At 40.1% G+C, this 12,346-nt stretch carries 11 protein-coding genes; 6 read left to right on the forward strand and 5 right to left on the reverse strand.

Going from position 1 to position 12,346, the window contains the following annotated elements; genetic code table 11:
* Positions 1-217: 217 nt before the first annotated feature.
* The 3 genes from ABJF11_RS11580 to ABJF11_RS11590 form a co-directional block, all read right to left on the reverse strand.
* Positions 218-1,606, reverse strand: coding sequence for a TolC family protein (locus ABJF11_RS11580; RefSeq protein ID WP_348120016.1), 1,389 nt, complete (start codon positions 1,604-1,606; stop codon positions 218-220).
* A 224-nt stretch (positions 1,607-1,830) separates the two neighbouring features.
* Positions 1,831-2,544, reverse strand: a complete 714-nt coding sequence (locus ABJF11_RS11585; protein ID WP_348120017.1) for an ABC transporter ATP-binding protein — start codon at positions 2,542-2,544, stop codon at positions 1,831-1,833.
* Between the two features lie 36 nt (positions 2,545-2,580).
* On the reverse strand, positions 2,581-3,831 hold the full coding sequence (locus tag ABJF11_RS11590) for an efflux RND transporter periplasmic adaptor subunit (protein ID WP_348120018.1): 1,251 nt from the start codon (positions 3,829-3,831) through the stop codon (positions 2,581-2,583).
* Positions 3,832-4,644: 813 nt separating this feature from the next.
* Between ABJF11_RS11590 and ABJF11_RS11595 the strand changes: the two genes are divergently transcribed.
* The 6 genes from ABJF11_RS11595 (at position 4,645) to ABJF11_RS11620 (ending at position 10,868) form a co-directional block, all read left to right on the forward strand.
* Positions 4,645-6,627: a BatA domain-containing protein gene (locus tag ABJF11_RS11595; RefSeq protein WP_348120019.1), complete on the forward strand. Its 1,983-nt coding sequence runs from the start codon at positions 4,645-4,647 to the stop codon at positions 6,625-6,627.
* Positions 6,627-7,889, forward strand: coding sequence for a dihydroorotase (locus ABJF11_RS11600; protein ID WP_348120020.1), 1,263 nt, complete (start codon positions 6,627-6,629; stop codon positions 7,887-7,889). The genes ABJF11_RS11595 and ABJF11_RS11600 overlap by 1 nt, the downstream gene beginning before the upstream one ends.
* A gap of 5 nt (positions 7,890-7,894) precedes the next feature.
* Positions 7,895-8,404 (forward strand): DUF4199 domain-containing protein, encoded by a 510-nt coding sequence (locus ABJF11_RS11605; RefSeq protein ID WP_348120021.1) that lies wholly within the window; start codon positions 7,895-7,897, stop codon positions 8,402-8,404.
* Positions 8,405-8,466: 62 nt separating this feature from the next.
* On the forward strand, positions 8,467-9,006 hold the full coding sequence (locus ABJF11_RS11610) for a DUF4199 domain-containing protein (RefSeq protein ID WP_348120022.1): 540 nt from the start codon (positions 8,467-8,469) through the stop codon (positions 9,004-9,006).
* A 4-nt stretch (positions 9,007-9,010) separates the two neighbouring features.
* Positions 9,011-9,982, forward strand: coding sequence for a glycosyltransferase family 2 protein (locus ABJF11_RS11615; RefSeq protein ID WP_348120023.1), 972 nt, complete (start codon positions 9,011-9,013; stop codon positions 9,980-9,982).
* A gap of 28 nt (positions 9,983-10,010) precedes the next feature.
* Positions 10,011-10,868, forward strand: a complete 858-nt coding sequence (locus ABJF11_RS11620; protein ID WP_348120024.1) for a M90 family metallopeptidase — start codon at positions 10,011-10,013, stop codon at positions 10,866-10,868.
* A 1-nt stretch (position 10,869) separates the two neighbouring features.
* Here ABJF11_RS11620 and ABJF11_RS11625 read toward each other — a convergent pair whose 3' ends face one another.
* Both ABJF11_RS11625 and ABJF11_RS11630 read right to left on the reverse strand, forming a co-directional pair.
* Positions 10,870-11,637: a methyltransferase domain-containing protein gene (locus ABJF11_RS11625; protein WP_348120025.1), complete on the reverse strand. Its 768-nt coding sequence runs from the start codon at positions 11,635-11,637 to the stop codon at positions 10,870-10,872.
* A gap of 56 nt (positions 11,638-11,693) precedes the next feature.
* On the reverse strand, positions 11,694-12,302 hold the full coding sequence (locus tag ABJF11_RS11630; protein ID WP_348120026.1) for a hypothetical protein: 609 nt from the start codon (positions 12,300-12,302) through the stop codon (positions 11,694-11,696).
* Positions 12,303-12,346 lie beyond the last annotated feature (44 nt).

Consider the following 12,346-nt stretch of genomic DNA (forward strand, 5'->3'; position numbering starts at 1 on the left):
ATCAGTTTATTGCAGGCAGAAAAATATAAAATTAAGGATTAATTGATCCTCTCAATTTCTACCCGTCGCCAATTTAGCTCAATATTCTCAAAATATTACAATTTTAAATTGTAATATTAACAAAATTTGTGTCATAAAAACGACTTAAATGTTATAATTACAAAAAAAACCACTCTTTTTGGAGAGTGGTTTTGAGTTTGGAGTTTGAGTTTTGACTTTATAATAAACCTCTATAAACGTCGAGTATTTTCTTTCTGAAAACTATGCTGTATTTCGCATTGACTAATTCTACCTCTGCTCTATTTTTATTGTTTAAGCTCTCGAGATAGGTGTAGAAGTCGGTATTTCCATTTTCGTATCTTGTCTTTACAAATTCAAAAGACTGATTGAGTGCCACAAGATTGTCGTCTGCTGCCTTATAAGTTTCCTGAGCTGCTATCAGGTCCAAATATACCTGCTGTATAGTATTAGTAATATCAAGTTCAGACTGTTCAAGGTTCAATTTTGAATTTTCTCTATTCAGTCTTGCTACTTGTGCGTTGGTTCGAATCGAATAATTATTAAATATCGGAACAGTCATTCTCAACTCAAGGCTTTTGTTTGTAAGGTTGCTATATTGATCTCCTATGGATAAATCCACTGGTGTACCGGAGGAGAAATCCTTGTTGAGTGACGAATACTGCGTAGAATAGCTACCTATCAATCTCACCGTAGGAGCATAAGCACTTTGGCTTGCTTTGAAATTGTAATGTGAGGCCTCAACATTGGCGTTAGCACTTTTGAGGCTTGGTGAATAAAGCATGCTTTGGGCCAGCACCTCGGCAAATTTCTCGGATTCCAAAACAGACGCTTCATCTTCCATCGGCATCGGTGCAATAGTATATTCTTTAGATACGTCTAGTTGCAATGCTTGCAACAAGCTCAATCTGTCTCTTTTGAGCTGATTCTGAAGATTTACAAAATTCAAATTTTCGTTGGCCAACTGTGATTGAAAGTTGTAGACCTGTTCAAGGTTACCAACTCCCACTTCGTTTCTCTTCTTTTCACGTATCAGCTGAGCTTGCAAGAGTTCCTTACGGTCTGCAGATATCTCAAGTCTTTTTCTGTCCAATATAACTGCGAGGTAGGCTTGCAGTACATTTGCATTTACCGTTTGCTCAGTTGCTTTGATCTGATTGATATTTGATTCTAATGTTTTTGCAGTAGCCTTTTTGTTATAATAATTAGACAAACCGCTAAACAAAGTTAAATCTGCACTGACACTCAGAAAGCTACTCTCTCTACCTCCAGTAAAAAACTGGCCAGAGCTATTGTCAAATCCGGTACCATTGTTCCAGGTATAATTACCAAATCCTGACACTGCGGGCAGATAACTCATTATGGATTGAAAGTCGTTTGCTTTGGCAATTCTTGTATTGTTTCTAATCTGCTTCAGCTGAATGTTGTTGTCCATCGCGATTTTGAGGCACTCTTCCAGAGATAGCACCTTACTAGCCGCAGATTGCTGGACTGCTGTGGAGTCCTGCGATTGTCCAGTGGCTTGCAGACTAAAGATTGTCAGCGCCATCAGTCCCAATGCTATCCTATTCACCATTCCTTTCTTCATTTCATTCGTCTGTTTATGTGTTATCTTTTTGTCAAATCACCGGTTACCTATCGTTATTCGGTGCAGTTTTTCTTTCAAAAAGATTTCAAGTTTTCAAGTCTTTGAGTATTCCCTGGGGTGTTGAGATTGAGTTTTGTCCCTGAGGTTGAGCCGTAGTGAGGCAGCCGGCACATGTTTTGGCATGTACCGACTATCTCATAGAGCAGTTGTATTGGTAATTGATCTTAAACTAGTGCCTTGTCTTTGGCGTTTACATTTTCTGATACGATCTGTCCATCAAACAGGTGAATTACTCTGTCAGCGTACTCTGCATCTACGGGTGAGTGAGTTACCATTACTACGGTAGTCCCCTGCTCGTTCAAATCGCTCAATAGTGTCATTACTTCCTGACCGTTGGCCGAATCCAGGTTACCAGTAGGCTCATCCGCAAGTATCAACTTTGGCTTGGCGACTACTGCTCTGGAGATCGCAACTCTTTGCTGCTGTCCACCGGATAGCTGCTGAGGGAAGTGATTTCTTCTGTGCATGATTTTCATGTGCTCCATCACCTCTTCTACTCTTTTCTTACGCTCAGAAGCAGAATATTTCAAGTAGATCAATGGCAGCTCAATGTTTTCGAATACGGTCAGCTCATCGATGAGATTAAAGCTTTGGAATACAAATCCAATATTTGCTTTTCTAAGATCTGCTCTTTGTCTTTCGCTATATTCAGAAATCTCTTCGTCTCTGAAATAAAATTCTCCTTCTGAGGGATTGTCCAACAATCCAACGATGTTTAGCAGGGTAGATTTACCACAACCTGATGGGCCCATAATCGCAACGAATTCACCTTCTTTTACATTTAGATTGACACCTGCAAGTGCAGTAGTTTCAATTTCATCTGTGTAGTAAAATTTCTTTAATCCGTCGGTTCTGAGTAGTGTATTCGCGTTTTCCATTTGAATATTGTTTAGTATGTTTTAGTTCTTAATTGATTATTTAAATACGAGTCTGTCTTTGTCTTCATATCCATCGTAGGAAGAGACAACAACTTTCTCGCCTGGTTGCAATCCTTCGATCACTTCGTAGAATCTTGGATTCTGACGTCCCAGTCTTATATTTCTTCTTGTTGCAAATGATCCTGATTCGTCCACCACAAATATCCAGTTGCCTCCCGTAGTCTGGTAGAAACTTCCTCTAGGGATCTGTACAGCCTCGATGTTTTCGCTCAGTTGCAATTTGATTTGCAGGGTCTGACCTCTTCTAATGTCTGAAGGTAATTCATTTTCAAATTTTAAATCTACGGAGAATAGCCCATTTATGACCTCAGGGTATATTTTGTAAATTTTTAGTTGATGTGTTTCTCCTGCAAAATCGAATGTGCCTTCCAGTCCTTCGTAGATTCTGGCAATATAGTGCTCGTCTATGGTCGCTCTTACTTTGAAAGCGTCCAGGTCATCAATTTGGCCAATGTTTTGACCGGGCATGATTGACTCACCTATTTCCACATTTACAGAAGACAAGCTACCCGAGATAGGCGCTTTAATATACAGATTGTCCAAATTGCCTTTGATCATTACCAGGTTGTTTCTGGTTCGTTCCAAGGTTTCATAGGTCTGTCTAATTTGAGCTTCGGTGGATTTAGTATCGAAAGCCTGAGACTCTACCTCTATTTGTCGGTTAGTCACCAGACGATCATAGGCTCTTTTTAGATTTAGAAACTCTTGCTCGGAAATCACATTTTCTTCTTTGAGTTTAGCTCCTCTTTCGTAAGCATCTCTAGCTGCGTCTATATCATAGTCCAAAGCTGTTAATCTTCTTTTTAACTCAAATTTATTTCGTTCCAACGACAGTTTAGTACTTTCCAGGTTATTCACAAGAATGAAGGCCTGTGTTTCCTCACGGATAAAGCTCTGAACCAAATTGTTGTTGGCCAGCTTCAATATCGTATCACCTTTAGTCACCATTTCACCTCCATCCAGGTATTTTCTCTCCACGTTACCGCCTTCTATGGCATCTAGTCTGATAGTTTTGATAGGCATCACATTCCCATCTACAGGAATAAATTCACGAAATTGTCCTTTTACTACATCAGAGACGTTGATCTTTTCTGATGAGACATTGAGTTTTGATCCCTTATCAGCAAAAATAAAGTTGTAGAGTACAAAAGAGACAAACAGTGCTCCAAATGAAATGGATGAAATCCTCCCCACGGTCCATTTTTTCTTTTTTATCTTTTTATCCATTGGTAATTTTTAATTTCAAGTTCGAACGGATTATGCCAAGAAGGATGCCATAATCATATATAATTGATTGTCAATGATTTACATTTTATACCATGTCGTCCACTTGACTGAATTTGTTCAGGATTGAAACAATAGGTGTTCGATTTTGACCACTTTTAAAATATAACAGGCTCTGTAATTAGAAAGACATTAGCCCAGCAAAGAGCTGAACGCTTTAGGCTCAAAAATCATAATTACCTAGTGCGACCACGAATCGAATGTGGGAAGCAGACTGCATTCGATATCAATTCCATAAGGCGCTAATGCAACCTGCGATTAGATAGAGAAAATTGTATCGTTTTTCCGAATAGCGCAATTATGGAAGATTTGGGCAATCATCTTCAATAATTGGTGTCGAATAATACGATTGAGAAGTTCTGTGAAAATGAGTGCTTTGCTAAAAAGTTTAAACCACCAGAGGAAAAGGTGAAATTCGATTTGCTCGAAAATAAGCACAAAAAAAGGGTTCAAGACTCCTCCTGAACCCCAAGGTCAAAAACTCAAAATAAAAAGGACTAATCAAATCTTAATCCACAACAACAACACGAATATAAATACTCTATTCTTCAAATAAAAATAGTCTTTGAAGTAATTCAAAGAATGAACCGGATATGGCAAAATATGGACATTAATCGAAATCAAACCTACTTTAGGAGATAATCAGAGGATCAACAGTTTCAACCTTATATAACTAAAATCGTGTACTTGGCAATTGAATATAACGGCAGAAATAAATTCTAAGAGCCAACGATTTTTACTATAGATTTGTCATTCATGAGTTTCACTTATCCTATTTTTTTGTGGGGGCTGACCGCACTGGCCATTCCCATCATTATTCACCTTTTCAATTTTAGAAAAGCAAAACGGGTAAGCTTTTCTAATGTTAGGTTTCTGGAGAATATCAAAAAGCAGAACTCATCGAATCTTAGACTTAGACATCTCCTCATTCTACTGACTCGACTTCTTTTCATTTTTTTCCTTGTATTGGTATTTGCGCAGCCTTATATACCCAGTATTGAGGATGGCCTTCAAAGTCGTTCGGTGACCTTATATATAGACAACTCCAATAGTATGTCCAATCTCACGGAGCGTGGGGTGAGTGGATTCAACGAGACACTGGGCATAGCTCAGGAGATCACAAATCTTTATCCGGCAGAAACTCAATTTAGCTTAATCACCAATGATTTTGTGCCTGGGACGAGCCAAGGACGAGCCAAAGCAAAAACAGCAGAAGATTTGACAGAAATTAAGTATTCTAGCCTTTCGAGAAGCGGGCAAGAATTATTTGATAAAATCCAAGGGGGAAAGCCCGGAGAGATCAAAGACATTTTCATCCTATCGGACTTTCAACAATCTACCATCGGTCAATTTGAGCAGATTATAGATTCTACTAATCAATACCACTTGATCCGTATGGAAATGACCGAACAAAAAAATATTTTCGTTGACACAGTCTTACTAGAAAATCCTTTTCTAGTCTCCAATCAAAAAAATGCCGTCCACATCAAAGTAAGAAATGACGGCACTGACATCAATGATCTGCAAGTAAAGTTTTTTGTCAATGACAATCAGAGCGGCACCACCAGTATAGATATTGAAGCTAATAGCACCAAGGACCTTGTATTTGAGCTGTCTGGCAGGTTGGAGTCTTCTAACCGATGCCGGGTGAGTTTTGAGGATTTTCCGGTGGTGTTTGACAATGATTATTTCTTCACTTTGAATCTGGCTTCCAAAATCAAAATTGTAGAAGTCACAGATGAAAAGAAGACACCAATAGGCCAAGTTTATAAAAACAATCCCTTGTTCTCCATCACTTCCTTTCAATCCAACAATATTTCTTATCCCATACTGGAGCAGGCTGATTTGCTAATTCTCAATGGACTTCCAAACATTGCCGCTGGACTTGAGGCCCAAGTCAATAAGCAACTCAGTCAGGGAAAATCTGTAATTTTTATTCCAGCTAGTGTCCTCTCGACTGACTATCGAATATCTAATGTAAAGATGCAGAGTGATTCGCTGGCAGCTCGTACTTCACTCAAACTTCCAGATTTGAACAATCCATTCTTCGCAAACATATTTGAAGAGTTGGGACGAGACACCCAGATGCCTGAGGTGTCCACTACTTATCGCTTTCAACCCAATGGTCGCTCCTTGCTAAAAACGAAAACCGACGTACCGTATCTCAGCCTATTTCCGACTAGTGGCAACTTATACCTTTTCGCTGCACCTCTCTCTGCCGCATATACAAATTTTCACAGACATGCGCTTTTTGTTCCGGTCCTGCACAGAATAGCTGAACTGAGCAGCAGCAACCATCCGGCACTGGCATACAGTGTGGATCAGATGAATCTGTCACTCAAGGTGGATAGTATCCCCAATGGACAGCTGTATAAATTAATAAGAGAAGATGCCGAACTTATACCATCTCAGCGTATCAGTGCAAATGAACTGGTATTAGACATGCCCAGGTATCTACTGTCCGCAGGATATTACGATCTGATGCTGGGATATCATCAGATCACCACTGTTGCTTTTAACCACCCCAAGCTAGAATCAGATTTAAAAACCTTGTCGATGGAAGAGATAAAAGCCCGGTTGACTGGGGTCAAAAATCTGAATCTCTACGAAGCACAAGAGGCCAAGGTCTTTTCTAATAATTTGAAAGAAAAATATCACCAACGTGATTTATGGAAATATGCTTTAATTTTGTCCTTGATTTTTCTGTTTGCTGAAAGCCTGCTACTAAGATTTTTATAATGAATATATTCTTAAGAGAAGCCAAAATCCTCGACCCAAAATCACCACACCACAATAAAGTAGTAAATATTCATATCAAAGATGGTCGCATCGAATCTATCGACAAGAAGGAGCATAGAGGCGAAACGGTAATCGAGGCCAAAGGAATGGTGCTATCACCTGGCTGGTTTGATATGCGAGCCAACTTCAATGACCCTGGCAATGAGCATCGCGAGGATCTAGTCACTGGCGCTGCCACGGCGGCTCAGAGTGGATTCACCGGAGTGGCTATTTTACCCAATACCGAACCAGTAATCCAGACCAAAAGTCATATAGAATATGTGCGCTCTAGGTCTATCAACTTTCTCACAGACATCCTACCAATGGCTGCGGTCACTATAGATGCTAAAGGCGAAGAACTTACAGAAATGCTGGATTTGCACCAAGCCGGAGCGGTGGCTTTTACAGATGGTGAAAAACCGCTTTGGCACACGGACATCATGCTCAAATCTCTGATTTACTTGCAGAAAGTCAATGGGTTGCTTATAAATCAGCCGGAGGACCAGTTGCTAACCCGCTTTGGGTCTATGAATGAAAGTACCGTCAGCACGGTCTTGGGGCTAAAAGGAATGCCTACGCTTGCAGAGCATCTTATGATCAAGCGTGATCTGGACTTGCTGAAGTATGCTGGTGGCAAGATGCACTTCTCCAATATTACCTCCGCGGAAAGTGTAAGTCTGATCAAAAAAGCGAAGAAAAAGGGATATCACATTACCTGCGATGTGAGCATACATCATTTGATTCATACGGATGAGGATTTGATGGACTATGATTCAAATTATAAGATCAATCCTCCACTCAGAACTGACAACGATCGAAAAGCATTGATCAAAGGACTAAAAGAAGGGGTGATTGATGTAATTACCTCCTCGCACACTCCATTGGATGAAGAGAGCAAAAAACTAGAGTTTGACCGAGCAGAGTTTGGAATAGCTGGACTGCAAACTATGCTTCCCTCACTATTTCGACTTTCTAACGAACTGAATTCTGAAGAATGGATTGAAAAAATTACCCATAATCCAAGAATGATTCTAAATCAGCCATCGGCTTCAATAGAGGCAAAACAAACGGCAAACCTGACGCTAATTGATACTAAATCGAAATGGACTTTAGATGACAGTACCAATCGATCAAAATCAAGAAATTCTCCATTCTTCCAAGAGGAACTTACCGGTAAGGTCAAGGCAGTAATCAACGGTACACAATTTCAAATTTTCGATTGAAGTTTATGAAACCACTTTTCAAAACTCCACTGAAATTTGGACTCATAGGTGCTGGTATTAGCATGCTTATGTTTTTTGTGCTGTATCTGACGGGATCGAACCCACTGCTTGAAATGCAGGTTTTCAGCCTATTCATACTACCGGTTTTTATCTTTTTTGGGATTAAAGAATTTAGAGATACTTTCAATCAAAGCACAATGAGCTTTAGCCAGGGTATGACTGTGGGACTGATTATCTATCTATCTATCGGACTATTCTATAGTCTGTTTTTGGTGGGAGTTTTAAATATTATTGATACTTCTGTAATAATGGAGGAATATGTGGCTACTAATCTTCAAAAATTGGAGGAAAGTAGAAGTCAGTTTAGCCAAAAAGAATTTGAAGAGAGCTATTTAGAGAATCAAAATAGTACGATCTATGTCCCAATCAAGGACATCGCCGTCAAAACACTTTTTATTGGATTTTTGCTGACAAGCTTGCTGTCCACCGTTTTGAAAAAACAATCAAAAAAATAAATGATCGGAGCAGTCTTATTTTAGGCTGTGTTTGTTTTATTTAAACTTAAACTATTACTGAAATGGAATCAAACGCTAACTCGGCCATACTCAAAAATGGTCTAATACTCGGTTTAATCGGCATAATTATTACTATGCTGGCTTATGTGATTGATATCACTATACTTACCAATATATTTTTCGGACTCGGAATGATGGTCGTATCGATCATACTTCTTGTCGTTATGGGGTCAAAATATCGAGACAGCGAACTAGAGGGGTTCATAGACTTCGGACCGGCTTTTAAGTTTGTGTTCTTCGCCTCAGTCATCTCCATGGTACTGTCAGGTATTTTTCAGATATTGCTCTATACGGTCATTGATCCAGAGCTTCCTGAGCTTTTGATCGAAGGTACGCTGCAGAATACCGAAGAGCTCCTGGAGTCTTTTGGTACTCCTGCAGAGGATATAGACAAGGCCATGGCCGAAACCGAAAAAAGCCTGGAAGGACAGTTTACAATAGGTGGCATAGTCTCTAACAGCTATGTGTATCTTATCTTAGGGGCTATATATGGGCTGATCGCCGGTGCTATCATTAGAAAAACAAAACCCGAGTTCGAATAACTATATGAGTGAAACTCTAGATATATCTGTAGTCATACCTCTGCTCAATGAGGAACAGTCACTACCCGAGCTGCACGATTGGATAGATCGCGTCATGACACAAAAAGGATTTCGATACGAGGTCCTTTTTGTGGATGATGGTAGTACAGATAAATCATGGAGTATCATCAGCGAATTAGCTGAAAAAAATAATAGTGTCAAGGGCATTAAGTTTAATCGCAACTACGGAAAGTCTGCTGCACTAAATATCGGATTCAATCATGCGATCGGTCAGGTAGTGATCACCATGGACGCTGATCTGCAAGACAGCCCCGACGAAATACCCGGGCTGTACGATCAAATCGCAAAAGATGGGTATGACCTGGTGTCAGGCTGGAAGAAAAAGCGATTCGATCCGATCATGAAAACCATCCCGTCGAAGTTTTTCAATTTTGTGGCCCGTAAATTCTCCGGAATCAAGCTACACGATTTCAACTGCGGTCTCAAAGCTTATAAGCAAGAAGTGGTGAAATCAATAAATGTATATGGAGAGATGCATCGGTATATCCCGTTTTTAGCGAAGGGTCAGGGTTATACAAAAATAGGAGAACGAGTGGTACAGCATCAGGCTAGAAAATATGGTGAAACCAAATTTGGGCTTGAACGATTCATTTTCGGTTTTTTAGACCTGTTGTCGATATCTTTTGTATCGAAATTTAAGAAAAGACCTATGCACTTTTTCGGTTCCTTTGGCACACTCTCCTTTCTGTTAGGTACTCTGATTACATTTTGGGTGATAGGAAGAAAAATCTACGAGGTCCAAATGGGACTACCAGCTCGTGATGTAGTAGATCAGCCACTGTTTTTCCTTGCTCTTGTTGCGGTTATAATTGGTGTGCAGCTTTTTCTAGCAGGGTTTATTGGAGAAATGATGACCCAATTCTCTACCAGGAAAAACGACTACCTTGTAACCAAAAAAACTGGGTTTCCAGAATAAACTCCAGACAAACCAAGTATAAACTTGCATGCAATCATTTACCGGAAAGCTCTTCTTAGGTATTGGCGCAGTACTCTTATTCTTATTTGCGGCTAGTGGAATCAATGAGCCCTCTGAATTGATTTTAATACTGGTGGTAATTGCCCTTACCATATGGGTCACGGCAAAAAAGAAAAAGAGTCAAAAAGAATCCATTAGCTTTCAAACCGCATGGCGAGGTCTACTCAGTGAAAAGGTCGACTTTTATCGCTCCTTAAACCGATCTGACAAAGAAGACTTCGAACAACGTGTAATCAGTTTTTTTAATGAAATCAAAATCACTGGAGTTGACTTCGAAATCGACGATGAGTGTCGGCTGCTAGTAGCTGCTAGTTCTATTATCCCTTTTTGGAAATTACCTGTCTGGAATTTTGGTGAGCTACGTGAAGTGCTCGTCTACTCGAATCGTTTTGATGAAAATTTTCAAGTAGGCACTGACCATCACGTACTAGGCATGGTAGGTACAGGTGGTCATATGAGTCACGTTATGTTGCTATCAAAGCCTTCGCTTTACAGGGGGTTTGAGAATAAAACCAACAAGATGCACGTAGGTTTTCATGAGTTTGCTCATCTATTGGATATGTCTGATGGCGAAGTAGACGGTATTCCAGAGGTTTTACTACCAGGCGAACTGATCAATCCATGGACAAAACTGGTGCATAGAGAAATCAAAAAAATAAAGCAAAACAAATCTGATATCAACTCCTACGGGGCGACGTCTGAGGCAGAGTTTTTTGCGGTGATTTCAGAATACTATCACAAGAGGCCTAAACTTCTCGCTCGCAAGCATCCTGATTTGTATAAAATCCTAAAGCTCGTTTACAATCCAAATATAGCTTCCGCGTAGATCAATCCTTTTTACAGAGATGAATGATCTCATCTTTTGGTAGCGCATATTTTTGCTGAAGCACTGGAGACAATGAATTCACAAAATCATCTTCAATCACTGTAAACCCTGCTTTTCGTAGGCGATCCGGATAGTCTTTTCCATAAAGTCGCACATGATCATCCTGCCCGTATAACTTTTCTCGTTCTTTGGGGTCCGTCACAGAAGGATCTTCAACCGTAACCTCCGGTACGGGGTGGAAAATTGGAATTTGAATAATGGCCCAGCCTCCCGGTTTCAATACTCGATAGATTTCTCTCATCGACTGGATATCGTCAGCGACGTGCTCCATCACATGATTGCAAAAGGCCACATCGAAGCGGTTGTCTTCAAAGGGCATCTGATGAATATCCATTTTCACTTTAGCAAGTGGCGATTCCAAATCTGCAGTGATATACTGATCGCCGTGCATCTTTTCAAATCTCTTAATAAAACAAAGCTCTGGTGCGATATGCAGCACTTCACGACCAGGGTCAAAAAAATTAGTTTTCTCTTTCAGATATAGCCACATAAGCCGGTGTCGCTCAAGGGCAAGGCAATTAGGGCAAAGTGCATTGGCTCTAGCTATTCGGCCGTAGGGCACAAATTTGGAGAATTGGCTCTCGCAAACTGGACAGGTCACCTCTTTGCCTCGATAAAAAACCGCAATAACTTTGAGTGCTAAATGGCTAAAAAGCTGTAAATATTTTCGCGGTATATGGCGAACGACGAAACTGATAATTTTCTTCACTGCTAAAGATTTAAGGCGCAAAGATAATCGCAGCCTCTTAGTACAGAAGGGTTATTCTAATTATCTATCAACTCTTCTAATTCGTGATTGATCGAGTCGTAATCAAAACGAAAAGTATAGTTAGTCGCTTCCATCTGGTCAATAATCTCTCGTACATGACCAATAACTTTCTCCTCTTTATGTCTCAGTTCGTCAGTATTCACGAATTTGAGCGAGGCGATCATCTCGGCAAATGTGGCATTCATAAACCTCATGGCTTTGAATCTTTCTCCCTGGTCGAGGTTGTTTTCTGACAATGTCATGCAGACATGTGCAATTGAGTTGAGTGCATTAAAGAAGGCTTTGTTCAAATCTTCGACCACCAAAGAATCGCTTCTGATCTCATCTTCTACAATTTCGAGGTCTTGAACTGCGCGTTCGATATGAGCTACCGATGAGCTGTCCGCATATCTTTCGATGACTCTCATCTGCATCATGGCATCATCCATTTCTTTGATTGCTCCATTAAAATCCTTATTGACAATAAGGTGCCTTGCATCTGAAAGATGCTTGACTGGTCCCATCGCTCTCTCTATGGTCAATTCATCATGAATCATATTGGCTAGATGAAGTGCACCAATGGAGACGACAATTACAAGTATATTTGGGATGGCTGTTGTTTTCATGCTCACAATCTTTGGCTTTAATGCCTCTTAAAATCGATTTAAGC

This window comes from Reichenbachiella sp., assembly GCF_039941815.1.
GTDB lineage: Bacteria > Bacteroidota > Bacteroidia > Cytophagales > Cyclobacteriaceae > Reichenbachiella.

Coding starts and splice junctions, on each gene's coding strand:
- ABJF11_RS11580 (WP_348120016.1), bottom strand. CDS start 1,606: ATGAAGAAAGGAATGGTGAATAGGATAGCATTGGGACTGATGGCGCTG.
- ABJF11_RS11585 (WP_348120017.1), bottom strand. CDS start 2,544: ATGGAAAACGCGAATACACTACTCAGAACCGACGGATTAAAGAAATTT.
- ABJF11_RS11590 (WP_348120018.1), bottom strand. CDS start 3,831: ATGGATAAAAAGATAAAAAAGAAAAAATGGACCGTGGGGAGGATTTCA.
- ABJF11_RS11595 (WP_348120019.1), top strand. CDS start 4,645: ATGAGTTTCACTTATCCTATTTTTTTGTGGGGGCTGACCGCACTGGCC.
- ABJF11_RS11600 (WP_348120020.1), top strand. CDS start 6,627: ATGAATATATTCTTAAGAGAAGCCAAAATCCTCGACCCAAAATCACCA.
- ABJF11_RS11605 (WP_348120021.1), top strand. CDS start 7,895: ATGAAACCACTTTTCAAAACTCCACTGAAATTTGGACTCATAGGTGCT.
- ABJF11_RS11610 (WP_348120022.1), top strand. CDS start 8,467: ATGGAATCAAACGCTAACTCGGCCATACTCAAAAATGGTCTAATACTC.
- ABJF11_RS11615 (WP_348120023.1), top strand. CDS start 9,011: ATGAGTGAAACTCTAGATATATCTGTAGTCATACCTCTGCTCAATGAG.
- ABJF11_RS11620 (WP_348120024.1), top strand. CDS start 10,011: ATGCAATCATTTACCGGAAAGCTCTTCTTAGGTATTGGCGCAGTACTC.
- ABJF11_RS11630 (WP_348120026.1), bottom strand. CDS start 12,302: ATGAAAACAACAGCCATCCCAAATATACTTGTAATTGTCGTCTCCATT.